Genomic DNA, 24,975 nt, shown 5'->3' with positions numbered 1-24,975 from the left:
GTGCGCGAATATCACGCGGGCCTCATCTGCCGGAACCCGGATCAGAAATTCACTTCGAGCCCGGCGCGGATGACGGGCCCGAACTGTTCGAAACCGCCACCCGACGGATCGATGACCTGCACCGATTCCATCACCGGCAGCTTTTCGTTGAACAGGTTGGTGACCCCGAACGAGAATTTGGCCTCCTGTCTGCCGTTCATCGACAGCGTGTAGGATGCCGAGATGTCGTTGTAGAAACGCGATCCCGTGCGGTCGGGCGACAGCAGTTCGCGACTGATCCCCGGCGAGATGTCGGTCAGTGCCTGGCTCGACTGATAGCGACCCTGCCAGCCGAGTGTCAGCGGGCCGTTGCTGTAGGTCAGGCCGACGACGCCCTTGTATTTCGGGTAACCGTAAAAGCCTTCGAGCACCGTAAACAGGTCCGGCCGCGATTGGAAAGTATAGGTCCGCAGGCGGTGCAGATAGGTGAAGGCGAGGTTCGTCGAGATACGCCCGCCGCCGAGTGGAAGCGCATAGAATAACTGCGTGTCGAGTCCGGACGTTTCTAGCTTCGACGTGTTCACATAGGTGCTGTTGCCCGTCGTGATGCCAAAGAAGTTTGGGCTGGCGGTATTCGACTCGCGCGTGATGAGCGAGCAGAGGTCGAGATCGGGGCCACCGGCGCGATCGACGCAGTTTTCGGCGATCTGCTGGGGACTGAGGAAACTGATCGCATCGTCGATTTCGATGTTAAACCAGTCGGCCGAAATCTGGAGGCCGGGCAGGAAGTTGGGCGTCAGGACAATGCCGGCAGTCCAGCTGTCCGACACTTCGGGGCTGAGATCCTGGTTGCCCGACACGATGAAGGGGACCCCGACCCCGCCGTTCAGCGGCGTGAACCCGGCCGGGCGCCCGAGCGCGGCGCAGTTTGCGGCGCGGTTGGGGTTGAGGCCAAGGTTGGTCTGGGCGCAGGGGTCATTGACATTCGTCGTCTGCCCTTCGCTCGGACGGAAAGCCTCGAAGATGTTCGGGGCGCGGATGGCGCGACTGATCGTTGCGCGCAGGCGCAGGCCGTCGGTGGGCTCCCAGATCGCGCCTGCTTTCCACGACGTCGCTTGTCCGGCATGGCTGTAATCGGCGTGGCGCACTGCGCCCTCGATCGACAGCAATTCAAAGAAGGGCATGTCGGTCAGGATCGGGATGCTGAGCTCGCCGAAAAATTCGGTAACGTCGTAGCCGCCTTCATAATCCTGCGTTGCCGCCTGGTTGGTCAGGCCCGCCTTGACCAGCGGGTCGGTCGTGCGGCCATTGCGCTCCTTGCGATATTCGGCGCCGAGAGCGAAGCCGACGGCACCGCCGCCCGGCATGGTCAGGAATTTTTCGGTATCGCCCGCAAGTGAAAAGCCCGCGGTCGTCTGGCGGATGAATGCCTCCGACACGGTCGTCGTCTTGACGAAGTTGCGGGCTTCCGGCGAGCTGGCGGTCGATCCAAAGGGGTTGAATGGAGCGCAGGGTGCGCTGCCCTGGATATTCGGGCGCACATAGCCGACCGGCTGCAGCGCGGGAACGTCGGCGCGGCATCGGATCAGCCCGGACGCGGGATCGACCACTGCGTCGAGTGCGGCGAGGAAATTGGGAACGACGAGGCGGTTGTAGCCGATGAACTTCGCCTTGGTGCGACCATAGGTGCCGTAAACATCATAGCGAAGATCGGCAAAACCCGTTTCGAACTCTCCCTTGAAGCCGCCGACGAATGACAGGCTGTTGCGATCAACCTGGCTGAAGCGCAGGCCAACGTCGGTATAGAGACGGTCGAGGCGCAAGGTCGTCGCCCCCGCTGCGAGAAGACGTTGACGGAAGTCCTGATTGAGGAAGGCGTTTTGGGCGATGTTGATCGCAGCGCCCGAGCGGATCACCGGCTGGCCGCGGCCATAGCTCGAGGTATTGTTGTAATCGACGCCGAAATAGCCGCGCACGCTGTCACTGAAATCATAATGCGCACTAAGGTTGAGGTTGTATCTTTCGATATCGGGAACGATCGAAATCGAATCGTCGAAGCGGAAGCAGGCGACGCCGCAATTGTCGAAAATGCCGAACAGGCTACCGTCGGTCAGACTGGGCGTCGGGAAGGGGCGGGCGGTGCCGTCGTCGTTGAACACAAAGCGACCAAGGCCGCCGGTATCGTTGCCGAAGCCCACAACGCCATAGCCCGAGAAGCGCAGCGCCTCGCCGCCGGGGACGACGATCATGTCGGGGATACCGTCGTCCGGACCCGTGTCGGCAGGATTGAGCATCGCGACATAATTTTTCATATCGGCCTGGCGCGGCGTCAGTTCTTTGACCTTCGTATAATCACCAGCCACCGTGATGTTACCGCGGCCATCGCCGAAATTCATCCCGGCGATGAGGCTGGCGCCATAGGTCAGCCCTTCCGAGCCGCGCGCGGGCTGCGAGCCGTTAAACGACAGGCGAAACCCGTCGAAATCATCCTTGGTGATGATGTTGACCACGCCCGAAACGGCATCGGAGCCGTAGATCGCCGATGCACCGCCGGTAATGACCTCGATGCGCTCGATCAGATTGGGATTGATCGAATTGAGGTCGATGGCGGTGCTGTCAGTGGCGCCCGCGACGCGGCGCTTGCCGTTGACAAGCACGAGAGTGCGGTTCGACCCGAGGCTGCGCAGGTCGACGAGGGCGAGGCCGCCGCTGTTTTCGCCGCGCGACCCCGAAGCGCCGGTCTGCTGGCTTTGCTGCATGCTGCCCGAAAAGCCGATCGACGGCTGCTGCGCGAGCGCGCGGCCAATGTCGAACTGGGCATTGTTATTGTCGAGGGCTTCCGAGGTCACGACGCCGACGGGTGTCGGCAGGTCGAGGACGGGGCGACCGATGCGCGACCCGGTCACAACGATGTCACTTCCACCCTCTATGGCCTGTTCATCGGCCGGTGCGACGATGGCGTCCTGAGCCTGTGCGGTGCCTGCCAAGCTCGCGCACAGCGCGATGGCGAAAAGCGACGTGGAAATTTTGAGCTGGCCGCTCTTGGCTGCCGTTGCCGGTCCCTGGATCATGTTTTTTCTCCGCCCTTAACCCTGCCAGAACCGTCCGTTCGTCGGTTAGTGCTAGGGTCCAGCCTGTCTATGGACATGCGGACATCGATCCCAATGCCGGTTCGACATAGAATCATTCGTGCGGCGTGAGCGGCATCTGCGCAGCATTGTTGCGCAGTGCGCGTCGCCATACTGGCGTCCTACAGGGCGGCTTCGGCCTTCAAGCGATTCTTAAGCATCGTCCAGAAGGCCTCGACGCTCGGGCTCCGCCGCGCGATCGGTTTGTAGATGCGGATTTCGATCGGGACGTGCCAGCGGGCATCGCCCGCCGAGACGAGACGGCCGCTTTCGAGGTCTGCGGCGGCGACGCTGAGCGGCGCCCAGCAGACCCCGCGCCCGTCGCGCGCCATCGACAGCAGCGCGGTTGCCATATGCGATCGGAACACGGTGCGCAGTGACGCCGAACCTGCCGAAATCACCTGCGCCGCCTGCAAGATGCGGCCCATGCCCGACTTTTCCTCGAACTCCAGATAGGGGAGTGGCTGGTCGGCGCTGCCCGGCAGGACGTGCGTGGGGGCGCCGTCGCCGAGCGGCGCGGTCACCGGCATCAGCACATCTTCTCCCAGCGGAAGCGAGGCAAAGCCCGCTGGATCGAGCCTATGCTGCGCGGCGGTATGATGATGGCAGAGCAGGAAATCGGCCTTGCCTTCGAGCATGAAGCGTTCGCAAGCGACCATATGGTCGGCGATCAGCGTGATCGTGCCCGCCTCCTGCCCGTCGTGCAGGCTGCGGAGCCAGGCTGGAAAAAAGGTCGTCGACAGCGCGTGCGTCGATGCGAAACGGATTTCGTTGCTCAGCGTGCCGCCGATTTCGCGGACATGGTCGCGGCCCAGCGTGAGGCGCCGCATGATTTCTTCGGCGAGGACGCGAAAGGCCTGCCCGGCCTCGGTCAACGCGATGCGGTGGGTATCGCGATCGACGAGCGTCGCACCCACCCAGTCCTCGAGCGCGCGGATACGACGGCTGAAAGCCGGCTGGGTGAGGTTGCGCGCTTCGGCTGCGCGGGAAAAATTGCCTTCATCCGCTAACTTGATGAAGTCCTCGAGCCACATGATATCCATTTGATTCCACTCGTCGCATCAATTGATACTGTCCCGGCATTGGCTTCGTCCGAACCGCTGACGGTAATCCCTGCCCGCGAAACCGCAGAAGGGTATGAAGAATGTCGGCGCCAAAAACGCTCTATGACAAGATCGTCGACGATCACCGCATATTGTCTTTCGGCGAATCCGGCGGCGCCGGCGAACGATTGTTGCTCTATATCGATAGGACGGTGCTGAACGAATATACAAGCCCCCAAGCGTTCAGCGGTCTCCGTGCTGCCGGACGAGCCGCCTGGCGCCCTGCCGCGTCGCTGGGGGTCGTCGATCATGTCAACTCGACCAACCCTGACCGCGCGGCGGGCGAGCTTGACGACGGCGCGCGGCGGCAGATCGAATATCTGGGCGAGAATGGCCGCGATTTTGGCATTGAAATTTTCGACCTGTTCGACCCGCGGCAAGGGATCGAGCATGTCGTCATGCCCGAGCTTGGCTTGGTACTGCCGGGCATGGTGATCGCCGCGGGTGACAGCCATTCGACCACGTACGGCGCGTTCGGCGTCGTCGGTTTCGGTATCGGCACGTCAGACATCGAACATCTGCTTGCGACGCAGACGCTCGTCTATCGCCGACTCAAAACGATGCGGATCACGATCGACGGGACGCTGGCGCCCGGCGTCACCGCAAAGGATCTGATCATGGACGTGATCCGGCGGATCGGCGCCGACGGCGCGACCGGCCATGCCGTCGAATTCGCCGGTCAGGCGATCGACGCGCTGGGTGTCGAAGCGCGCATGACGATCTGCAACATGGCGGTCGAATGCGGCGCGCGGGTCGCGCTGATGGCGCCCGACGACAAGGTTGTCGATTATATCTCCGGCTGTCCGCGCGCGCCGTCGACAGAAATGCTCGCGCTTGCGCGCGCCGATTGGCGGACGCTACGCAGCGATCCCGGCGCGCGCTTCGACAAGGAAGTTGCATTCGATGCCATCGACATTCCGCCGATGGTGAGCTGGGGGACGAGCCCGGATCAGTCGCTCGCGATCACCGGTGCGGTCCCCGATCCCACAGATCTGCCCGTCGGGCGCCGCGCCGACGCGATCCGTGCGATGGCCTATATGGACCTTGCGCCGCACACGCCGCTTCAGGATATCGCGATCGATCGCGCCTTCATCGGCTCGTGTACGAATGCCCGCCTGACCGATTTGCGCGATGCCGCGCGGATATTGAAGGGGCGTAGGGTCGCGCCGGGGGTTCGCGCAATGATATCGCCGGGCAGCAGCGGCGTCCGCCGTGCCGCCGAGGCGGAAGGAATCGATCGCATCTTCATTGACGCGGGATTTGAGTGGCGCCGCTCGGGCTGTTCGCTCTGTCTCGCGATGAACGACGACAGCCTTGCGCCGGGAGAGCGCTGCGCATCAAGCACCAACCGCAATTTCGAGGGGCGGCAGGGCATTGGCGGCCGCACGCATCTGATGAGCCCTGCGATGGTCGCGGCAGCAGCGGTCACCGGAAGGCTCGCCGATGTACGAGTGCTCGCGGCAGAGGATATTTCCTGATGGAGCGTTTCATCCGGCTGTCGGGCCGCGCCGCCGCGATGCCCGCCGCCAATATCGATACCGATGTCATCATGCCAAAAGCCTATCTGAAGGGGATCGACCGTTCGGGGCTGGCGATCGGCCTCTTCCATGATCTTCGTTTCGATGAAGATGGCGCGGTGCGACGCGATTTCATTCTCAACCGCGCCGACATGGCGGAGACGCGGTTCCTGATCGTCGGACCCAATTTCGGCTGTGGCTCGTCGCGCGAACATGCGGTGTGGGGGATGCTGCAATATGGCATCCGCGGCATCATCGGCTCCTCCTATGGCGCGATTTTCGCTGACAATGCCGCGAACAACGGGCTGCTTCTCCTGTCGCTGCCCACGACGGAAATCGCGGCTCTCACGGCAGAGCTCGACGAGGGCGCAGGGGATATGACCGTTGATCTGGAAACACAGCGCATCGAGATGGGTGGCTATGCCGCCGGTTTCGACATCGATCCCGCGACGCGGCAGGCGCTGATGCTAGGGCTCGACCGGATCGGTGAGACGCTGAGGCACGCCGAGCGCATCCGCGCGTTCGAGAAGGCCTATCTCGGTCGCAAGCCCTGGCTTATGGGTGCCGACAGTGATGAGCATGAGACCTGAATATCCCGATCTTATGCCCGGTTTCCGCTGGCAGGACATCGACGCAGGCGGCGTGCGCATCCGTACCGCGGTTGGCGGGGCGGGGCCGCCGCTGCTGCTGCTCCACGGCCATCCGCAGACGCATCTGACCTGGCACAAGGTTGGGCCGGATCTTGCAAGACGCTTCACCGTCGTCGCAACCGATCTGCGCGGTTATGGCGACAGCGAAAAGCTGCCGGGCGATCCGGCGCACGCGAATTATTCGAAGCGCGCGATGGCGGCTGACCAGATCGCGGTGATGGCCGCGCTCGGGTTCGACCGCTTCGATGTCGTCGCCCACGATCGCGGCGCGCGTGTCGCGCACCGCATGGCGCTCGATCATCCGGACCGCGTTGCGCGGCTCGTCCTGCTCGATATCGCGCCCACCGCGACGATGTACGCAGAGACGAACCGTGAGTTCGCAACACGCTATTTCTGGTGGTTTTTCCTGATTCAGCCGTTCGACCTGCCCGAACGGATGATCGCGGCCGACCCCGACCATTTTCTCGACCGTCATCTTGCCGGGCAGGTCAAGATCGATGGCGCGCTCGATCCGCGCGTGGTTGCCGAGTATCGCCGCTGCTACCGCGATCCGGCGACGCGCCACGCGATCTGCGAAGATTATCGTGCGGCGGCGAGCATCGACCTTGATCATGACGCCGCCGACGTCGATCGTCGGATCGAGGCGCCGCTGCTTTTGTTGTGGGGCGAATATGGCACGGTCGGAACGCTCTTCGACGTCATGGCAAGCTGGCAATCGAAGGCCGTCGACACGCGCGGCCGCGCGCTGCCCAGCGGCCACAGTCCACAGGAAGAGGTGCCCGGATTGTTGCTGACGGAACTGGACGCGTTTCTCTCTGAACCCTAGTGGCTGCGGGGAGGCTGGCAGAATCGATGATCCACAAGCGCGCCACCATCGTATCGGCGGAATTCACGAGTTTCGTGGGGCGCGGCGCGCTGGATACGGCTTGCCTGCCACCCGAGCCGATCGTCATCGGGTTTGGTGACATGGGCGAGCCGGCGGTCAGTGTTTTGGCGGCCGATAATGTCAGTGAAGGCGCAATCAGCCACATTCTCCTCTTAGCGATCAGCCGCCCTGCATGTCTCCGCATGTTCGGCCTGTTGCCGAGCGTGACAGGGAGCTGGTATCTCGCCGCCGATCTGCGCGAGCTGGGCCGAGCGCTGGTGGCGGTCGAGGGGGAAAGCGAGGTGGGCAGCATGTTGCGCGTCGCGCGCAGCATGGAGTTGCTCTGCCGGTTGTTCGGTGCTCTCGAACAGCGTGAGATGGTCGAATATCATGGCAGGACGACGCTGAGCCTAGTCGATGCAAAGCGCGTCGCCGCTGCGCACCAATTGGTCAGCGAAAGCTGGCAGGAGTCGTTGACCGTTGCCGATGTCGCGCGGCGCTCGGGACTTGGTAAAGCAAAGCTCACTAAAGGCTTTCGCGAAATGTACAAATGCACAGTCGCCGAGGCGGTGAGCGAGAGGCGATTGGCCAATGCGCACTCGCTGCTGACGCTTAGCGACCTGCCGATTTCCAGCATCGGATATCGCTGCGGGTATCACAGCAACGCGAGCTTCACCCGCGCCTTCGCGCGACGTTTTGGAATGACGCCGACGGAAGTGCGGCAGCGCGAAAAGACGTTCGCGGTTAGCCTTGACGATCCTGACGACCTCATCATTCGGGGTGATTCCTGACCGCTGTCAGTCAGCTTGCGGTCAGGGGAAACGGAAGAGTGGATCGGCAGCTAGGCGCCTGTTCTAGGCCGTTCGAGCGTATCTGACGCGATCTGAAGCCAGCCATTCAGTCTATATGGCTTAGCCCGGATTTTGTTTGGCTTGGAAAGAAGAAATCGTGCTTGTCGTGAGGTGCGGTTGCGCGCGATGATAGAGCTGCCAGCTTTGCTTCGGCTCATTGGATGTGAAGACTTTATACTGGGGGGATCATGAAGGGCTTTGCACTAGGGACCGCTCTTTCATTTGCCGCGTTATGCGCACCGGCGTCGGGTGAGACGCCTCGCAGCGTGGGCATTTTTGTCGATCCCGAAAGCACGACGTCTCAGGCCGCGGCGAGGCTAGAAGGTCAATCGCGGCACGACGCCCTTTTATTGTCCCGCATCGCATCGGCGTCATGGTTCGCCGGTGAGACGCCCGACCTGGTGGAAGCCAAGGTTCGCGATATCGTCGATCGTGCTACGGCTGCGAGGCAGGTTCCGGTTCTTGTTGCGTACAACATTCCGTTCCGGGACTGTGCGCTCTATTCGGCCGGCGGTGCGTCGGACAGCGCGGCTTATCTTGCGTGGGTCAAGGGTTTCGCCGCCGGCATCGGCAAGCGTCAAGCCATCGTCATTCTGGAACCTGATGGCCTGGGCATCATACCCTGGCACCGGACGCTCGACGGAACGGTCGAACATTGCCAGCCTCAAGAACAAGATAGTCGCGCGTCTGATCGTCGATACGAGCAACTACGCGGGGCGGTCGCGATCCTCGCCGCTTTGCCCAATGTGCGCTTGTATCTCGACGGAACCGGGAGCAGTTGGCTCGCGCCGGGTGAAGCCGCAAGTCGCTTGATCAGCGCGGACGTCGCCCGTGCGACAGGGTTCTTCCTCAATGTGTCCAATTTCGAAAGCGACGCGCGCGTCGTTCCTTATGCGCGCTGGGTCAGCGATTGCATCGCACTGGTCACGCGCGGTGGCATCGACCCGCGCGACTGTCCCAGCCAATATGCGCCTGCCGATTTCAAGGATCATAGGACATGGGGCGCGACCGACACAGCATATGATAGCTTGTTCAAGCAGGCAGGGCTGCGACGCGATCCGGTATCGCAGAAGCATGCGGTGATCGATACCAGCCGCAACGGCAGAGGGTCCTGGCATCCGCCGGTCGGCAAATATTCGGATGCCGAAGTCTGGTGCAACCCGCCAAACCGGGGGCTGGGTCGCCAACCTACGCTTGAAACGGGCAGCCCCTATGTCGATGCGCTGCTGTGGATCAAGATTCCCGGGGAATCGGATGGCCAATGCCATCGCGGACGCGGTGGTCCGGCGGATCCAGAGCGCGGGCTGATAGCACCGTCGGCGGGGTCTTGGTTTCCGGAACAGGCGCGCGAATTGATCGAATTTGCGAACCCGCCGATCTCACAGGATCGATAGGCGGCACTATCGCGACTTTGATTATCCGGTCGAGGAGGGCGGGGCGGTTGAAGCGCGAACGAGCAATTCGTGCAGATGGTCGCGGCGGCGCGGCGCGTCGCCATCGGTGTCCGCATCGAGCATGGCAATGAGCCGGTTGGCCGCGTCCCATGCCATTTCGCGCACGGGTTGATGGACGGTAGTGAGCGGCGGCCAGGCGGTTCGCGACACTTCCGAATTGTCGAACCCTGCGACCGAGAGATCTTGCGGAACGGAAAGACCAAAGTCGCGCGCCGCTGCAATCGCCGCGACCGCCATGTCGTCGTTCTGGGCAAGGATCGCGGTGGGGCGGAGCGGGCCGTCCAAGAGCTCTCGCGCGACCCGGTAACCGACGTCGTAGGTGAAGTCGCCCGTGCCGACGAGCGAATCGTCGATCGCAACCCCCGCTTCGTCAAATGCCTGCCGATAGCCTTCCAGTCGCCCGCGGCTTGCGGCGTGGGACGGGTCGCCCAGAATGATCCCGACGCGTCGATGCCCGAGCGACAGGATATGTGTGGCAACCGTATGGCCTGCCGCGACCTCGTCCATCGCAACCACCAGCCCGCGGTCGAGGTCGCTGTGCGGCGTGATACGAGCGTAAGGAAGTCTTTGCCGTTCGATCATGTCGAGCAGCACCGGCTGGTCGCATGCGGGTGGTGCCAGCAGCACCCCGTCGAGCCCGGCGCGCAGGAGCAGCTTGCCAAGTTCCTCGGGGCGACTGGCGACATGATTGAAAGGAAGCACGACGAGACGATAGCGCTCGTTCTCAAGGCGGCCGAGCGCGCCATTCTGGAGTTCGACGACATAGCTCGGGCTAGGGCGTTCGTAGGTCAGACCAATCAGGTACGATCGCCGCGCGATCAGGCTCTGCGCGGCGAGGTTGGGATGATAGTCGAGCGCGGCCGCGGCCTCCTTGACCTTGCGGCGTACAGCTTCGCTGACGTGCGGGGCGTCGTTGAGCGCGCGCGACACGGTCTTGGGGGTGACCCCGGCGACCCGCGCAATATCGACGATCGTTGATCGTTTCGAAATTTCCCTCTCCGATCAACCAGGTAGCTCATCTTGCGGCGTTGCTGCCGCGTCACACGCTTCCCCTTTAGCGCCTCTATTGACTTCTGTCGAGAATCGACGGTAAACGTTGACCGACAAAACGGTAAACGTTGACATAATTAGGGAGAGGGAATTGAGTCTGTCACGCGCAGCAGTCTTGGCGCTGGGGGCGACGTCGCTCGTCGCGCTCCTTGCCCCCAATTTTATCGAACGCGCCGCCGCCCAAACGGCTGACGCGGCAATGAATGCACTGGCCACACCCGAAAATTGGCCCGCGCGCGCAGCGACGGTTGTTGCCGATCCGGCGGTGGAACACCGGGTGGACGCGCTGCTGGCCGCGATGTCGATCGAGCAGAAGGTCGGCCAGATCATCCAGGCCGACATCGCCAGCGTCACGCCCGACGACGTTTATCGCTATCATCTCGGCTCGGTGCTCAACGGCGGCAATTCGGATCCGGGCGGCCGCTATAATGCGCCGGCGAAGGACTGGCTGGCCGCCGCGGACGCCTTTTACGCCGCGTCGATGAAACGTCATGGCACGCTGCCCAGAATCCCGGTGATTTGGGGCAGCGACGCGGTCCATGGCCACAACAATGTCGTCGGCGCGACGCTGTTTCCGCACAACATCGGGCTGGGCGCGGCGCGGAATCCCGACCTCATCCGCCGCATCGGTGCGGCAACCGCAATCGAGATGCGGGTCACCGGGCTCGACTGGACCTTTGCCCCGACGCTGGCCGTCGTCCGCGACGACCGCTGGGGCCGTACCTACGAGGGTTTTGGCGAGACCCCCGAAATCGCGACCAGCTATGCTGCGCCGCTGATCGAAGGTTTGCAGGGCAGGATCGGCGACAAGGACTGGCTGCGCGGGCCGCGTATCGTCGCCACCGCAAAACATTTCCTGGGCGATGGCGGCACCAGCGGCGGCAAGGATCAGGGCGACGCCGTGATGCCCGAAGCGCAACTCCGCGACCTGTTCAGCCCGCCCTATCTTCCCGCGCTCGATGCCGGCGTGCAGTCGGTGATGATCAGCTTCTCGAGCTGGAACGGCGTCAAGATGCACGGTCATCAGTCGCTGATGACCGGCGTGATGAAGGATCGCTGGAATTTCGACGGTTTCCTCGTCGGCGACTGGAATGGCCATGGCCAGGTCGCGGGCTGCACCGCCACCGATTGTCCCCAATCGGTGGCCGCCGGGCTCGATATGTATATGGCGCCCGACAGCTGGAAAGACCTGTATCGCACGACGCTCTCCCACGCGCAGAACGGAACGCTGCCGATGGCACGGCTCGATGATGCGGTGCGCCGTGTCCTGCGCGTGAAGGTCCGCGCCGGAATGTTCGAAGCGGGGAAGCCGTCGTCGCGGCCCTATGGCGGCCGTTTCGAACTGCTCGGGAGCAAGGAGCATCGCGCCCTGGCGCGCGAGGCGGTGCGCGAATCGCTCGTCCTGCTTAAAAACGCTGGCGGATTGCTGCCGCTCAAGGCGGGTGGCCACATATTGGTCGCGGGCGACGGCGCCGACAATCTGACCAAGCAGACCGGCGGCTGGACGCTCAGCTGGCAAGGCACCGGCACCAAGCGCAGCGACTTCCCCAATGCCCAGTCGATCTGGGAAGGGATCGACGAGGCGGTCAAGGCCGCCGGCGGTACCGCGACCCTCTCGGCCGACGGAACCTATGCGCGCAAGCCCGACGTCGCGATCGTCGTATTCGGCGAAGATCCCTATGCCGAATTTCAGGGCGATCGTCCCGATGTCGGCTATGACGACGCTAAAAACCTGGCCTTGCTGCGTTCGCTCAAGGCGGCAGGCGTGCCGACGGTTGCGGTTTTCCTGTCGGGGCGCGCCATGTGGGTCAATCCCTTCCTCAATACGTCCGACGCGTTCGTCGCCGCCTGGCTGCCGGGATCGGAAGGCGGCGGCGTGGCGGACCTGCTGTTCGGCAAGGCCGATTTCCGCGGCAAGCTGCCCTATAGCTGGCCCCGGTCGAGCGATCAGACCGCGGTCAACGTCGGCGACGCCAATTATGATCCACTGTTTGCTTATGGCTTCGGCCTGACTTTTGCCGACAAGGGCGATCTCGCGCCGCTGCCCGAGCAACGCGCGAGCGCTGCGATAGAGGATCCCGGCACGCTGTTCGCAGCTGGAAAGCCGGGGAGCGGCCGCCGCCTGTTGCTGGGTGCGCCTGGCGCGCTATCGACCAATCCTGGCCCGCACCTAATCGAGGCGCGCCCCGCCGACCGCACCGCGCAGGAGGATTCGGTACGTCTTCGCTGGACGGGGGCAGGGCATGCCGTCGCGACCATCGCTCAGGACACGCCCGCCGACCTGACCCGTCAGACCAACGGTGACCTGGCGCTCGAACTCGAGATGAAGGTCAACGCGGCCCCGTCCGCCGACGTCAGCCTGTTGATGGGCTGCGGCGCGAACTGTGCGGGGGGCATCCCGGTGCGCAGCCTGCTCACCGAAGCGGCGAAGACGGACAGATGGACGCGCATCGCGGTCCCGCTGCGCTGCTTTGAAAAGGCCGGGGTCGACATGGCCCGCGTCGAGATGCCGCTGACGTTCGCAACCGCCGGCAGTCTCGACATTACCTTGTCCTCGGCGCGGGTCGTCTCGCCGTCGGGACCACAGCTTGCATGCAAATAAGAAGACAAATTAGGGAGGATGTTATGAACAAGGGAATTTTTGGGCGTTCGGCGCTTCTGGTACTGCTTTCCACCGTCGCCACCGTTCCGGCTTATGCGCAGGAGCCGGTGGCCGCCGAAACGGCCGCCGAGGATCGCGACGATGTGATCGTCGTCACGGCAAACCGCCGCGAGGAAAATCTGCAGGATGTGTCGGGCGTCGTGCAGACGCTGGGCGCCGATCAGTTGCGCCGCGATGGCATCAGCGATCTGCGCAATCTGCAGGTCGCTATCCCCGGCCTCAGCATCTCCAATCAGGAGGGCAATGTCGAAATCTTCATCCGCGGGGTGGGTTCGGCGAACAGCACCGAGCTTGGCGATCCCGGCGCAGCACCGCACCTCAACGGTACCTATATTCCGCGCCCGCGCGGGCTGGGGCTGATGTTCTATGACCTTGAACGGGTCGAGGTGAATAAGGGGCCGCAAGGCACGCTCTATGGCCGCAACGCGGTGGCGGGGACGCTGAACATCATCACCGCGAAACCGCGGCTCGGCGAATTTGGCGGCTATGCACAGGCCGAGTTCGGCAACCGCTCGTCCTACGGCGCCGAGGGGGCGATCAATATCCCGCTCGGCGACACCTTCGCGCTGCGCGCCGCGGGCTATTACATCAATCGCGACTTTGGTTTCAAAAATGTCTCGACCGGCGCGCTCGCGAGCGGCCTGAAACCCGCAGGCCTCGAAGAGAATTACGCCGGCCGCCTGTCGCTGCTCTGGGAACCGAGCGACCAGCTCAGCATCTCGATCGTCGGCGACTATGGCAAGGAAACCGGTACTGGCTACCCCGGCGCAAACATCTTCAGCGCCGTTCAGGCGACCGGCCTCCGTCCCGACAAGCTCAACCTCAAAAATGTCGTCTATCGCGGCCTGCAGGGCGACATGGAAAATGAGCTGTGGGGTGTGCAGGGCAAGATCAATTATGATTTCGGCAGCTTCGGTGCCGAGCTGACCGGCAGCTATCGGTCGGTCGATTTCTACCAGGTCAATGCGTCGAGCGAAGGCATCGACTATCCGGGCCGCGACCTTTCGGCGGTCCTTTACGATAATTTCTCGGGCAATTTCTGGCAGACGAAGTCAAAAAGCCAGGTCTATGAGGCGCGCGTGTTTGCCAATGAGGATCAGCGCTTCCGCTGGAACCTCGGCGGCTTCTATTTCAATGAAGACCAGGCGGTCGGCTATCTCGCGCTCGCCGACCGGGGCTATTGCTGCTACTCCGGAACCGAGTTCACGATGCCCGACGTCAACGGCGAAAGCTATGCCTTCTATGCCGATGGCACCTTTGACGTCACCGACCGGCTACGCTTCCTCGGCGGCATTCGCTACACGGACGAGAAAAAGTCGCGTTATGGCATTGGCGGCAACTGGGCGCTGACGCTGGGCGGCGAAGATTTCGCCTGCTGCTTTGCAACCCGCCTCGGCACCGAAGGCTTCAAGCCCAACTTGCTCGACCGGCCCAATTTTGACGTCACGGGCATCAATACGCCGCGCGGTCTGGCGCAATTCCTGATCGAAGGCATCAAGACCCCGGGGCTCCGCGACACGCTGATCCAGCAGATCGGCGCGATCGCCAATGGCACCAACCCGAATGGCACCTGCATCGACCGCCCGGACATCGACAATGGTTTCGTCAACTGCCCGGCGCTCAACCCGTCCAACACGAACGGTGGTTTCAGCTATGCCAACCTCACCATCCCGGGGCAGCAGGTCGGCAGTTCGAAGTTCAACTTCGTCGACTGGCGCGCGGGCATCGAATTCGACGTCAGCGACGACAACATGCTCTATGCCAAGGTATCGACCGGTCACAAATCGGGCGGCTTCAACGACAGTTTCAACGGATCGACGATCCCCGAAACCTTCAGCCCCGAAAAACTGCTCGTCTATGAAATCGGCAGCCGCAACAGCTTCGATGCGTTCGGGCGGCGGGCGGTATTCAACCTCACAGGCTTTTACTACGACTATTCGAACCAGGTGTTTCAGGATCTGACCTGTATCAACCTCGACAGCACCCAGACCCCGCCGGTCTGCAACGGCTATTCGCTGGTGAACCGCAACATCGGCGCGTCGCGCATCTATGGTGCCGAAGCCGAACTGCGTTTGAGTCTGCCGGGCAATTTCGGGCTCGACATCAACGCCGCCTATCTGGACACCAAGATCACGCGCGGCACCGTGGCCGATGCGCGCGCGCAGGATTTTGGCGCGGGCGGCAATTCGCCGCTGATCAGCCTGGTCGGAAACCGTTTGCCGCTGTCGTCGAAGATGAACGTCAGCGCGCGTCTGTCGCAATGGTTCGACGTGGGCCCGGGCCGTCTCGATTGGCAGGCGCTGCTCAACTACCGCTCGTCCTACTTCCTCAGCCAGTTCAACGAGGATGATATCGTGTTCCTGAGCGGGGCGCGGCAGACGTCGCTGGCGGCGGGTTTCCCCGACCGGCAAAAGGGCTATGCGACGCTCAATCTGGGGATCGGCTATACGATCGACAATTTCCGCCTCGAAGCCTGGGCGAGCAACTTCCTAAACGAAGAAGTCTCGCAAAAGGCGCTGGTCGGTTCGTCGCTCAACATCCGCTTCCTGAACGACGCGCGCAGCTATGGTCTGCGGGCGCGCGTGACCTTCTAAAAAAAGGGGCAGCCGCCCGGGCCGCGACGCGGTCTGGGCGGCTGTATTATGCCGGTTGGTACCGCTATGCAGGCTGTAGGTTGGCGAAGGGCAGCGTGCCCAAGCGGAGGCTTGAAAGCATTGGCGATGGACAATGGGGCCGGAGGAGCGGCGCGGCAGCCGCTTGGCTTCCTGCTTCTCTATGCGCTTGCTTATGCGGGCGGCGTTACGGCCTACACGCCCTTTCTCATGCTCGTCCTCCCGGCGCGGATCACCGAACTCGCCGGTACCGACGACATTGTCTGGCTGGGCTATATCGTGTTTGCGGGCGCGGTCGCGGCCAGCGTTTCGGGCGTGCTGTCCGGATGGCTGAGCGATCGCACCAGCAACCGCCGTTTATGGATCGCCGTTGGTATGGTCGCAACGATCCTGCTCCAGCTGGCCATGACGCAGTGCGACAGCATCGGTGCCCTGCTCTGGCTGGTCGTGGCGTGGCAGCTGGCGCTCAACCTGATGCTCACGCCGCTGATCGCCTGGGCGGGTGACTTTGTTCCGGACACGCAGAAGGGGCTGCTCGGCGGTCTGCTCTCGATTGCGCCCGCACTGGGGGCATGGTCGGGCATCTTGTTCGCCGCCGGGGCGATAAGCTCGTTCGACGGCAAAGCCGTGATCATTGCGGTGATGACCGCTGCATTGGTGCTGCCCTTGCTGCTTTGGGGTCATCCGCGGCGCCTGACAGCATCGCCGGGCGTAGCACCAGCGAGCCAAGGGACGGCGCCGCACCTCAAAGCCGCCGCGGTTCGCATGTGGGTCGCGCGTCTCCTGATGCAGATTTCCGGCGCGGCGCTCGCCAGCTATCTCTATTTCTGGCTCCGCGCGCTCGACCCCGCGATGGGCGATGGGGAAAAGACCATCTTGTTCGCGGGCGGCCTGTCGGCGTCGATCGTCGTCGCGCTGTTCCTCGGCCGCTGGTCGGACAGATATGGTCTTCCTTTTGCAGTCCTGTCCTTGATTTCGGCGCTCGCGGGTTTGGCACTCGCCGCGATGGCGCTTGCCGACGACCCGGCGATGGCAAAGCTTGCCTATGTCCTGTTCGCGATCGCTGGCGCGACCTTTCTGGCGCTGCATGCCAGCCAGACGCTTCGCGTCTTGCGCGACCCCGCACAGCGTGGGCTGGGCATCGGGCTGTTCAACCTCACCAACACCGCGCCGTCGCTCATCATGCCATGGATCGCCATCTCGGTGGTTCCGGGTTTCGGCTTCGGCAGGCTGTTTCTGGTGCTTGCGCTGCTCGCACTGTGCGCCGCCGCGCTGCTGGCGACGATGCCGCGCGATGTGTGATGCACCGGCGACCTTGCGTGGGCGAGCAATCGTGCCGCACGGACGAACCAGCAGACAAGCGAGACTTTGTTCGGATTCTCGGGCAGCATGCCCACGCCGTTTTAGGGAGACATAGACATGGCGATTATGCCGCAGGATAGCGCGATGGATGCGGGCAGGGGAACCGAGCCGGGCGGCCATGTCGATGCCCCCGAGCTGCGCCTGTTCGTGATGGGCCTGTTTTTCATTTTCGGCGGCATCACGTCGCTTAACGATGTGCTGATCCCCAAACTGAAGGAGCTGTTCACGCTCAACTATACCCAAGCGATGCTGGTGCAGTTCTGCTTCTTCACCGCCTATCTCCTGATCGGCATCCCGGGGGCCAAGCTGGTCAAAAAAATCGGCTATATGCGCGGCGCGGTGGCCGGGCTGGTGACGATGATGGTAGGCTGCCTGCTCTTCATCCCGGCATCGCAGACCGCGACCTATGGGCTGTTTCTCTTCGCGCTGTTCGTCCTCGCGAGCGGGGTGGTGATCGTGCAGGTCGTTGCCAATCCGCTGATCTCTCTGCTGGGCAAACCCCAGACCGCGCATAGCCGCCTGACCTTTGCGCAGGCGTTCAACTCGCTTGGGACCACCATCTTCCCACTGGTCGGCGCGGGACTGATCCTCGGCTCGCTCAAGGATGTATCGGCGGAGGATCTGTCGGGCACGGCGCTGGATGCCTACCGCGTCGCCGAGAGCCAGGCGATCGTTCACGGCTATCTCGGGATCGCGGCGGCGCTCGCGGTCGTTGCCGTGGCGGTGTGGATGTTCCGGGGTCGGCTCAAGGACGAGAAGCATGAAGCCAGCAGCGGCTTTGCGGGCCTCGATCTTCTCAAGCGTCCACGCTTCAGCTTCGGCGCGCTGTGCATCTTCCTCTATGTCGGTGCCGAGGTGTCGATCGGCTCGCTGGTCATCAACTATCTCGCGCTCGAACGCGTGCTGGGCCAGCCCGAGTCGGTCATCGGCTGGATGATTGCGCTTTATTGGGGCGGCGCGATGATCGGGCGCTTCATCGGCTCGTGGATCATGTATCTAGGCGTCAGCCCGGGCAAATTGCTCGCAGCTGTGGCGGTCGGTGCGATTACGCTGATCCTCGTCTCCGCGAGCAGCAGCGGGACCGTCGCGGCCTATTCGCTGCTCGCGATCGGCCTGACCAACGCGATCATGTTCCCGACGATCTTCAGCCTGGCGTCCGAAAAGCTTGGACCGCGCGCCGCCGACGGGTCAGGGATCATAAACATCGCGATCTTCGGCGGCGCCGTCGTCCCGCTCGCGACCGGCGCGCTCGCCGACCTGACGGGCAGTCTGGCGCTGGCGTTGTTGCTGCCCGCCCTTTGCTATGCAGTGATCGCATGCTTCGGCTATTATGCCCGGCGCCCGGCCGAATAACGCGGCGTCTTGCAATTGAGTTGGGCGTCGGGGACTGACCCGACACCGAAGAGGAGCACTATGACCGAGACCGTAGTCGCAGTCGATATCGGCGGCACCCTTGCGCAATTGGTGATCGCGGAGGTGGCTGGCGGCCGTGTCGTGTCGCTGGGCGAAGCGACGAAGCTGCTCACCGCATATTACGCCAGCTTCCAAGCCGCATGGTAAGCGTTCGCGCGCCGCGATGGCGGCGTGCCGCGCAGCATTGGGATCGCGGTGGCCGGATCGGTGCGCGGCGACGTCATCCGCTTCACCAACAACCCCTGGCTCATCCGCCCGGCGTTGATCGGCGAAAAGCTTCACGTTGACCGTCATCAGCTCGTCAATGACTTCGATGCGATGCGTCATGTCGTCGCACAGGCCGACGAGGGTTATTTTGAGCGCCTGAGCGGCCCCGACGAGCCGCTACCGGCGACCGGTACCACCGGCAACATAGGTCCGGGCACCGACCTGGGGGTTTAACCGTCAAAACCGACAAAGATTTCGCCACCATCGCAAGCGAAGTTCCGGATGTCAGGGCATCCGATTTCTTGAGTTCGCAGCAAAAAGCCGACCGACCGCAACCGGCCAGAACCTGATCACGGTTTCAGTTTTGCGGGCGAGAAGCGGCAGGGCGATGATGTCCAACGCTTCAACACGACGTTTTTTATCTGACTGAGCTGTGATCGGGATGAGGCTGCAATATGTCCTCCGTTTAATAATTTCAATATGGCAGCCTACCCCACACTTTGTCCTGGATTTAGTCATTCAATGACGGACGGGGACAGATAGAGACGGGCTTCAAACATTATAATAAAATAATAAAATGGATGATGAGGTGCTAAGGTAAATGAGTATGTCGTTGCGCTAGGGTCCACCACTTCTTCAAAAAGGCCTGCACAAGCGGGCCTTTTTGTTGGACGCCACGGCATCTTTGCACGCCGATCGCAACTCGTTCTGCCATCATCGGCATACCGGTTCGCGAAACCTCTTTCCTACAATATCCCGTTATGCTTCAAGCTTGTCCATCAGCAACGTGCGTGCCCGTCCTCCGCTTCGTCCAGTTGGAACGGGGTCGCGGTTAGGCTGAACTTTCCTGAACTTTGGATTGTCCCGGCAACCCGGCGGCGCCCGGCGCTATGCGGCGACTTCGTCGAACAGCGGTTCCAGCGCAATGGGGTCGGCCAGCGTGATGCGGTCGAGGATCGATGCGGTGTCGTCGCGGACCTTTAGCATCAGGCTGCGCAGGCGGCATTCGGCTTCGGGAAGGCAATTCTTGCAATGTTCGTGCGCGTTGCGCGACGCGCAGGGGACGAGCGCCAGCGACCCGCGGGTCAGGCGGACGAGGTCGCCATAGCTGATGTCGATCGGTGGCAGGGCAAGCTGATAGCCCCCATCGCGGCCACGTTGCGAAATAAGCAGGCCCTCGCGCGCCATCTCCGACAGGATGACGGTCAGGAATTTGGGCGGGATATTCTGTGCCTCCGCAATATCCGCCAGCTGCACCTGCCCCTTGCCCCAATGGTCGGCCAGATGCTGGAAAGCGCGGATCGTATAGCGGGTCTTTTGCGAAAGCATGGCGAGTTAGTGTGACAATTTCAGGCTTAATTCAACCTGTCTGGATGAGATTTTGCCAAGAGTTGATGAAAATCACAGCGGATGGCATGAACGCCGCATACTAGTGCAGTCAGGATGCTGTTAGCGGCAAGGATTTGGGGTGGAGCGGATGATGCATAAAATCTGGGGTGCCCCGGCCGTGCTGGCAGTGTGTCTGCTGGCGATCGCCCCGGCGCAAGCCCAATTCGGCGGGTTGTTGCGCAAGGTGACGACGCCGGCGCCCAAGCCGAGCAGCGATGACAATGGCGGCTGTCCGAAGGGCAAGAAGGGCAGCAGCATTGGCCGAAATATCCTGGGCAATGTACTGAACGATGCGGTCGGCGATGCGGCGAGCAAAGCTGGCGTTTACAGCTATGTGCCGATCGGCGAAGTCAGCGGGACGCTGACCGACGCGATCGCCTGTCGCCTCGATCCCGCCGAGCAGGTACAGGCCGCCGCCGCGACCGAGGAGGTGACACGTGGTGAGGAGGTCGGCGCCACGTCGAACTGGACCAGCGCGACGCGGCCCGAGGTCAGTGGATCATCGACCGTCGCAGCACGCAACGACTTGGCCGACGGTACCCGCTGCATGAATGTCACCGACATCATCATCGTCGAAGGCGAAGAAACGCGCGTCAGCAAACGGATGTGCAAGGAACCGGGTGCGTCGCGTTATGCCCTTGCGGCATAAGGCCGTTCGCTTCGCGCTGGCGGCGGGGCTGCTCGCCAGCCTGACCGGCGCCGCGAAGGTCAAGATGGACCCGGCGAATCCAACCTGTCCGCTGACCCCTGACTGGTCGGCCAATACGACAATGCAGTTGACTCCGGTGGTCAAGGACGGCGCCAAGGTCCTGCTGGCCGAAGGACGGATTGATGCAGGGCTCCCTGAGCGACTGAAAGCCGCGCTGGCCGCGAATCCCGACGTTGGCGAGGTGTGGCTGCGATCGCCAGGCGGCGATGCGCGTGCGGGCAATGCGGCGGGGCGGATCATCCGCTCGAACTTCGGGCTGACGACCCGGATCCCTGCGGGCTGGGCGTGTTTCAGCGCCTGCAACTTCATCTTCATGGGCGGACAGCCGCGCGTGATCGACCCGGGCGGATTGTTCATCGTCCATATGTTCACCCGTACCGGCGACCGCAGCACGATCGACATGAGCGTCGCGATGGGGACCGAGGCGACGCGCGAACTGATCGGCGACATCGAGCAGGACGCGGCGCTGCTCGCCAGCGAGGACAATGATTTCCTGATCCGCATGGGCGTGTCGCGCAAATTGCTAACCGAGGTGATGTATCAGCAAAAGGCGCTGGCCAACGCCGACGACAAATCGACGCGCCGCTGCCTAACGCAGGCCGAGGTCAAATCGTACAACGTTGCAAATAACAACGAATAGGATAGGCTGACCTCAACCACAGGAGAGGCTGCCATGACCGATATGACGCACGATCACGCCACCTTCCGCTCGATGATCGACGGAACGCAGGAAGATTGGGACATCATTGCGCGCGAGCAGAAAGAGTTTGCGCCGCAAAATGGCAAGCGCATCCTCGATCATCTCAAGCTGCTTGGCGGAGATTATGGCGGCTTTCCGGTCGACCGGCTGGAGCATTGTCTGCAAACCGCGACGCGTGCGCACCGCGATGGCCGTGATGAAGAATATTTCGTGATGGCCCTGCTCCACGACATCGGCGACACGCTGGGCGCGTTCAACCACCCCGACGTCGCGGCGGCGATCCTCAAACCCTTCCTGTCAGAGGAAAATCTGTGGATCGTCCAGCACCACGGCATTTTCCAGGGCCATTATTTCTTCCACTACATCGGCCTCGACCGCGACATGCGCGACCAGTTCAAGGACAGTCCTCATTATGCGGCCTGCGCCGAATTCTGCGAAAAATATGACGCGCCGGCCTTCGACCCGGACTACGACAGCGAGCCGCTGGAGTTTTTCGAGCCGATGGTGATGCGGATCTGTTCCTATCCGAAAACGAGCATCTACAAAAAGGTGATGGTCGAGGAAGCGGCGGCGTAGAACAAGTATGTCGCCCCCGTGAAGGCGGGGGCCGCTATCGGTGTTGCGCTGACCAGCCAGCGGCCCCCGCCTTCGCGGGGGCCACGAGAGGTGCTACTTCCCCTTGAACTCGGTCTTGCGCTTTTGCTGGAACGCCATGATGCCCTCCATCGCATCGGCGGTACCGCCCGCAATGAACTGACCCTTGGCCTCGGCGTCGAGCGTCGTTGCGAAATCCTGTGTCAGGCCGTCGCGCAAGATCTTGCGCATCGTGCCGAGCGCGATGGTGGGGCCATTGGCAAGGCGGGTGGCGAGCGCCTTGGCTTCCGCCAGTAGGTCGGCGTCCTCGACGCTCTTGTAGATCATGCCCCAGTCGGCGGCCTGATCGGCCGAAATCTTCTCGCCGAGCATCATCATCTGGAGCGCGCGCGGTACGCCGACCAGGCGTGGCAGCAGCCACGACGATCCGCCGTCGGGGACAAGGCCGATATTGACGAAGGCTTGGAGGAAATAGGCGCTCTTGCCCGCGATGGTGAAATCGCCTGACAGTGCGAAGCTGCACCCGACCCCCGCCGCCGGGCCATTGACGGCGACGACAACGGGAATGTCGAGGTTGGCGAGTGCGAGCAGCATCGGGTTGTAATGACCGCGCAGGGCGTTGCGGCTCCGCGCGCCGCCGCTAATGGCGCCGCCGGCAGAGCGATCGCCCGCGAGATCGGCCCCCGAACAAAAACCGCGCCCCTCGCCGGTGATGAGCAGTGCGCGCGCCGCGAGACCCGGCAGATGATCAAGCGCCTCCCGAATTTCGTCGGCCATCGCGGGCGGCATCGAATTGAGCCGGTCGGGACGATTGAGCGTGATCGTCGCGACATTGTCGGCGATTTCCAGCTTGATCGTGTCGAAGGTCGGGGTGTCAGTCATGGGGAAGAAATCCTCTCGCGTCTTTACCTTTACGTTCACGTAAAGTTGTGACTCATTTGACTGACAAGCGCAAGGGGGGAAGGGGCGCAATTAGTCGTCGATGAGCCCCAAGTCCTTAGGTCCGAACGCGGCCGGAAGTAACGCGCTGAGCTTGTAGGTGTTCACCGTCGCGCCATCGCCTGACGCGCAGTGAACGAGAATGTCGGTTTTTGATCGCTCGGCGGCTTCGTTCAATATCTGGCGGCAGCGGCCGCAGGGATTGACGGGATCGCTCCCCAGTAGCGCATCGCTATCAGGGCGGCCGCCAATGATCGCGACCTCGGCGAGCTCGCCGATCCAGCCTTCGTTGGCGATCTTGGCCACCGCCGCGGTTTCGGCGCACAGCGTCAGGCCATAGCTGGCGTTTTCGACATTGGCGCCCGTGACGACATCGCCGTTTTTGAGCAGCAAGGCGGCGCCGACGTGGAAACCCGAATAAGGCGCATAGGCACGGTGCGCGGCATCGCGCGCGGCGGCGATCAATTCGTCACGAGCTTCGGTCATAGTCAATTTCCTTCCGGGCGGACGACGTTCCAGCCGACGGTGCCATCGGCGCCCGAAAGGCGCACATAATCATTTGCCTGCCACATCGCCCAAGGGTGCGCCGCATAATCGGGTTCGAAGAAATCCCGGCGTAGCCAGATGGTGCGCGCGATGCCTTTGGTCACCTGATAGTCACTTTCGAACGCCGGACCGGGGGCGATCAGGCTGCGCTTGCCCATATGTGCCTCGATCTGCGCCAGAAAGGTTGCGAGTTCGGAGAGCAACAGCGCGCGGGTCGGGCGGTCGGGGCAGCTGTCGTCATAATCAAGCCACACGACGGCGGGCAGCGCGTCGGCGCGCCGCGGGACGTGGCGGATGAAATTGGCCGCCTGATCGGTCGCGAGCTGGCACAGGTTGTAGCGGTGGATGGCGCCGGCTTGCACGTCGGCGTCGCGCGCCGCCGCCATATTGCGGGTGAATTTGGCGTCGATGCCGCGGGTTCCATCGGTGCCCATGACATAAGCGAAATCGGCGCCCGCAGCCTTGATCGAGCCCCATTGGACATCGCCGTTGCCCGCGTCGATCGTCACCCCCTGTGTCGGATAAAGCGCCCGGTCGGGCGTCCAGCGCGCTGCCCACCACAGCGCAAGGCCGGTCGCCAGCAACAGCAGGACGATCGCGGCACCGATGCGGCGTAGCGTTCGCGCCAACGTACGACGCCAATCGCCAGCCGGTTTTGCGGGCCGCTGGTTGCTGGTGGCCGCACCTGCCATCGCTCAACCCTTGATATGCAGGACGCAGATCAGCGTGAACAAACGCCGCGCCGTATCGAAATCGACCGCGATCTTTCCGTCCAGTCGGTCCATCAGCATCTCGGCCGCTTCGTTGTGCAGGGCGCGGCGCGCCATATCGACGGTCTCGATTTGCTGCGCAGTCGAGGTCTTGATCGCCTGATAATAAGAATCGCAGATGGCGAAATAGTCGCGGATCGGACGACGGAACCGGCCCAGACCTAGAATGATCGCCTCGAGTGGCGATCCGTCCTCGCGGCTGATTTCGAAAATCAGCCGCCCTTCCTCGACGCGCAGCATCAGGCGATAGGGGCCCGCATAGCCGTCGGCATGGCCGCGCTGCGGGACAAACTTGTTATCCTCGATCAGGTCGAAGATGGCGACGCGCCGTTCCTGCTCGACGTCGGGATTGCGCCAGACGATCGAACCCTCGTCGAGTTCGATCGAAATGATGCGCTGTTTGGAGGGGTCTGCGTCGGCCATGCTGCCTGTGCTTCTACTTGGCGCGGGGCGAAGGGCAAGCCGACTTATTCAC

Annotated in this window: 22 protein-coding genes; 14 read left to right on the top strand and 8 right to left on the bottom strand. The window is 62.8% G+C overall.

Going from position 1 to position 24,975, the window contains the following annotated elements:
- Positions 1-41: 41 nt before the first annotated feature.
- The gene (locus tag B4F07_RS02100; RefSeq protein ID WP_293697944.1) at positions 42-3,050 is read right to left on the bottom strand and encodes a TonB-dependent receptor plug domain-containing protein; all 3,009 of its coding nucleotides are present in this window, start codon (positions 3,048-3,050) and stop codon (positions 42-44) included.
- A gap of 179 nt (positions 3,051-3,229) precedes the next feature.
- A complete protein-coding gene (locus B4F07_RS02095) occupies positions 3,230-4,150 on the bottom strand; it encodes a LysR family transcriptional regulator (protein WP_293697946.1) in 921 nt (306 codons plus the stop codon).
- 101 nt (positions 4,151-4,251) lie between these two features.
- On the opposite strand from B4F07_RS02095, the gene leuC reads away from it, so the two are divergent.
- The 5 genes from leuC to B4F07_RS02070 all read left to right on the top strand — a co-directional run bounded on the left by leuC (position 4,252) and on the right by B4F07_RS02070 (position 9,487).
- Positions 4,252-5,688, top strand: a complete 1,437-nt coding sequence (gene leuC / locus B4F07_RS02090) for a 3-isopropylmalate dehydratase large subunit (RefSeq protein WP_293697948.1) — start codon at positions 4,252-4,254, stop codon at positions 5,686-5,688.
- Entirely contained in the window at positions 5,688-6,317 is a 630-nt protein-coding gene (gene leuD / locus B4F07_RS02085; protein WP_293697950.1) for a 3-isopropylmalate dehydratase small subunit, read from the top strand. Before leuC ends, leuD begins: the two co-directional genes overlap by 1 nt.
- Positions 6,301-7,203 (top strand): alpha/beta fold hydrolase, encoded by a 903-nt coding sequence (locus B4F07_RS02080; protein WP_293697952.1) that lies wholly within the window; start codon positions 6,301-6,303, stop codon positions 7,201-7,203. Before leuD ends, B4F07_RS02080 begins: the two co-directional genes overlap by 17 nt.
- Before the next feature lie 26 nt (positions 7,204-7,229).
- Entirely contained in the window at positions 7,230-8,033 is an 804-nt protein-coding gene (locus B4F07_RS02075) for a helix-turn-helix transcriptional regulator (RefSeq protein WP_293697954.1), read from the top strand.
- 248 nt (positions 8,034-8,281) lie between these two features.
- On the top strand, positions 8,282-9,487 hold the full coding sequence (locus B4F07_RS02070; protein ID WP_293697956.1) for a glycoside hydrolase family 6 protein: 1,206 nt from the start codon (positions 8,282-8,284) through the stop codon (positions 9,485-9,487).
- A 21-nt stretch (positions 9,488-9,508) separates the two neighbouring features.
- On the opposite strand, the gene B4F07_RS02065 is transcribed toward B4F07_RS02070, so the two are convergent.
- Complete coding sequence (locus B4F07_RS02065) at positions 9,509-10,510, bottom strand: LacI family DNA-binding transcriptional regulator (protein WP_293704503.1); 1,002 nt, start codon at positions 10,508-10,510, stop codon at positions 9,509-9,511.
- Between the two features lie 178 nt (positions 10,511-10,688).
- Between B4F07_RS02065 and B4F07_RS02060 the strand changes: the two genes are divergently transcribed.
- The 6 genes from B4F07_RS02060 to B4F07_RS02035 all read left to right on the top strand — a co-directional run bounded on the left by B4F07_RS02060 (position 10,689) and on the right by B4F07_RS02035 (position 19,087).
- Positions 10,689-13,199 (top strand): glycoside hydrolase family 3 protein, encoded by a 2,511-nt coding sequence (locus B4F07_RS02060; RefSeq protein WP_293697958.1) that lies wholly within the window; start codon positions 10,689-10,691, stop codon positions 13,197-13,199.
- Positions 13,200-13,222: 23 nt separating this feature from the next.
- Positions 13,223-15,853, top strand: a complete 2,631-nt coding sequence (locus B4F07_RS02055; RefSeq protein WP_293697960.1) for a TonB-dependent receptor — start codon at positions 13,223-13,225, stop codon at positions 15,851-15,853.
- A 126-nt stretch (positions 15,854-15,979) separates the two neighbouring features.
- Entirely contained in the window at positions 15,980-17,173 is a 1,194-nt protein-coding gene (locus B4F07_RS02050) for an MFS transporter (protein WP_293697962.1), read from the top strand.
- Between the two features lie 117 nt (positions 17,174-17,290).
- Complete coding sequence (locus B4F07_RS02045; RefSeq protein ID WP_414711677.1) at positions 17,291-18,586, top strand: sugar MFS transporter; 1,296 nt, start codon at positions 17,291-17,293, stop codon at positions 18,584-18,586.
- Positions 18,587-18,646: 60 nt separating this feature from the next.
- Positions 18,647-18,793, top strand: coding sequence for a hypothetical protein (locus B4F07_RS02040; protein WP_293697964.1), 147 nt, complete (start codon positions 18,647-18,649; stop codon positions 18,791-18,793).
- Between the two features lie 24 nt (positions 18,794-18,817).
- A complete protein-coding gene (locus B4F07_RS02035) occupies positions 18,818-19,087 on the top strand; it encodes a glucokinase (protein ID WP_293697966.1) in 270 nt (89 codons plus the stop codon).
- A 654-nt stretch (positions 19,088-19,741) separates the two neighbouring features.
- Here B4F07_RS02035 and B4F07_RS02030 read toward each other — a convergent pair.
- Positions 19,742-20,182, bottom strand: a complete 441-nt coding sequence (locus tag B4F07_RS02030; RefSeq protein WP_293697970.1) for an RrF2 family transcriptional regulator — start codon at positions 20,180-20,182, stop codon at positions 19,742-19,744.
- 148 nt (positions 20,183-20,330) lie between these two features.
- Here B4F07_RS02030 and B4F07_RS02025 point away from each other — a divergent pair, with 148 nt between their 5' ends.
- From B4F07_RS02025 to B4F07_RS02015, 3 genes are read left to right on the top strand one after another with little or no spacing between them, the layout of a single operon-like run.
- Positions 20,331-20,891 (top strand): hypothetical protein, encoded by a 561-nt coding sequence (locus B4F07_RS02025; protein WP_293697972.1) that lies wholly within the window; start codon positions 20,331-20,333, stop codon positions 20,889-20,891.
- Positions 20,875-21,591, top strand: a complete 717-nt coding sequence (locus B4F07_RS02020; RefSeq protein ID WP_293697974.1) for a hypothetical protein — start codon at positions 20,875-20,877, stop codon at positions 21,589-21,591. The genes B4F07_RS02025 and B4F07_RS02020 overlap by 17 nt, the downstream gene beginning before the upstream one ends.
- 33 nt (positions 21,592-21,624) lie before the next feature.
- Positions 21,625-22,227, top strand: coding sequence for an HD domain-containing protein (locus tag B4F07_RS02015; RefSeq protein ID WP_293697976.1), 603 nt, complete (start codon positions 21,625-21,627; stop codon positions 22,225-22,227).
- A gap of 93 nt (positions 22,228-22,320) precedes the next feature.
- Here B4F07_RS02015 and B4F07_RS02010 read toward each other — a convergent pair whose 3' ends face one another.
- From B4F07_RS02010 to B4F07_RS01995, 4 genes are all read right to left on the bottom strand, one after another.
- A complete protein-coding gene (locus B4F07_RS02010; RefSeq protein ID WP_293697978.1) occupies positions 22,321-23,127 on the bottom strand; it encodes an enoyl-CoA hydratase-related protein in 807 nt (268 codons plus the stop codon).
- A gap of 90 nt (positions 23,128-23,217) precedes the next feature.
- Positions 23,218-23,670: a cytidine deaminase gene (locus tag B4F07_RS02005; RefSeq protein ID WP_293697979.1), complete on the bottom strand. Its 453-nt coding sequence runs from the start codon at positions 23,668-23,670 to the stop codon at positions 23,218-23,220.
- A 2-nt stretch (positions 23,671-23,672) separates the two neighbouring features.
- Positions 23,673-24,422 carry a glycoside hydrolase family 25 protein gene (locus tag B4F07_RS02000; protein ID WP_293697981.1) on the bottom strand — a complete coding sequence of 250 codons (750 nt, stop codon included), beginning with the start codon at positions 24,420-24,422 and terminating at the stop codon, positions 23,673-23,675.
- Positions 24,423-24,425: 3 nt separating this feature from the next.
- Positions 24,426-24,923, bottom strand: a complete 498-nt coding sequence (locus tag B4F07_RS01995) for a UPF0262 family protein (RefSeq protein ID WP_293697983.1) — start codon at positions 24,921-24,923, stop codon at positions 24,426-24,428.
- Positions 24,924-24,975 lie beyond the last annotated feature (52 nt).

Origin of the sequence: Sphingopyxis sp. UBA6723 (genome assembly GCF_002454115.1) — a bacterium.
Lineage (GTDB): Bacteria > Pseudomonadota > Alphaproteobacteria > Sphingomonadales > Sphingomonadaceae > Sphingopyxis.
This window is presented reverse-complemented; position numbering and strand designations above follow the sequence as displayed.

Bases quoted from the DNA above. Each gene is read 5' to 3' on its own strand.
- B4F07_RS02100 (WP_293697944.1), bottom strand. From the start codon at position 3,050: ATGATCCAGGGACCGGCAACGGCAGCCAAGAGCGGCCAGCTCAAAATT.
- B4F07_RS02095 (WP_293697946.1), bottom strand. From the start codon at position 4,150: ATGGATATCATGTGGCTCGAGGACTTCATCAAGTTAGCGGATGAAGGC.
- leuC (WP_293697948.1), top strand. From the start codon at position 4,252: ATGTCGGCGCCAAAAACGCTCTATGACAAGATCGTCGACGATCACCGC.
- leuD (WP_293697950.1), top strand. From the start codon at position 5,688: ATGGAGCGTTTCATCCGGCTGTCGGGCCGCGCCGCCGCGATGCCCGCC.
- B4F07_RS02080 (WP_293697952.1), top strand. From the start codon at position 6,301: ATGAGCATGAGACCTGAATATCCCGATCTTATGCCCGGTTTCCGCTGG.
- B4F07_RS02075 (WP_293697954.1), top strand. From the start codon at position 7,230: ATGATCCACAAGCGCGCCACCATCGTATCGGCGGAATTCACGAGTTTC.
- B4F07_RS02070 (WP_293697956.1), top strand. From the start codon at position 8,282: ATGAAGGGCTTTGCACTAGGGACCGCTCTTTCATTTGCCGCGTTATGC.
- B4F07_RS02055 (WP_293697960.1), top strand. From the start codon at position 13,223: ATGAACAAGGGAATTTTTGGGCGTTCGGCGCTTCTGGTACTGCTTTCC.
- B4F07_RS02050 (WP_293697962.1), top strand. From the start codon at position 15,980: ATGGACAATGGGGCCGGAGGAGCGGCGCGGCAGCCGCTTGGCTTCCTG.
- B4F07_RS02045 (WP_414711677.1), top strand. From the start codon at position 17,291: ATGGCGATTATGCCGCAGGATAGCGCGATGGATGCGGGCAGGGGAACC.
- B4F07_RS02040 (WP_293697964.1), top strand. From the start codon at position 18,647: ATGACCGAGACCGTAGTCGCAGTCGATATCGGCGGCACCCTTGCGCAA.
- B4F07_RS02030 (WP_293697970.1), bottom strand. From the start codon at position 20,182: ATGCTTTCGCAAAAGACCCGCTATACGATCCGCGCTTTCCAGCATCTG.
- B4F07_RS02025 (WP_293697972.1), top strand. From the start codon at position 20,331: ATGATGCATAAAATCTGGGGTGCCCCGGCCGTGCTGGCAGTGTGTCTG.
- B4F07_RS02020 (WP_293697974.1), top strand. From the start codon at position 20,875: ATGCCCTTGCGGCATAAGGCCGTTCGCTTCGCGCTGGCGGCGGGGCTG.
- B4F07_RS02015 (WP_293697976.1), top strand. From the start codon at position 21,625: ATGACCGATATGACGCACGATCACGCCACCTTCCGCTCGATGATCGAC.
- B4F07_RS02010 (WP_293697978.1), bottom strand. From the start codon at position 23,127: ATGACTGACACCCCGACCTTCGACACGATCAAGCTGGAAATCGCCGAC.
- B4F07_RS02005 (WP_293697979.1), bottom strand. From the start codon at position 23,670: ATGACCGAAGCTCGTGACGAATTGATCGCCGCCGCGCGCGATGCCGCG.
- B4F07_RS02000 (WP_293697981.1), bottom strand. From the start codon at position 24,422: ATGGCAGGTGCGGCCACCAGCAACCAGCGGCCCGCAAAACCGGCTGGC.
- B4F07_RS01995 (WP_293697983.1), bottom strand. From the start codon at position 24,923: ATGGCCGACGCAGACCCCTCCAAACAGCGCATCATTTCGATCGAACTC.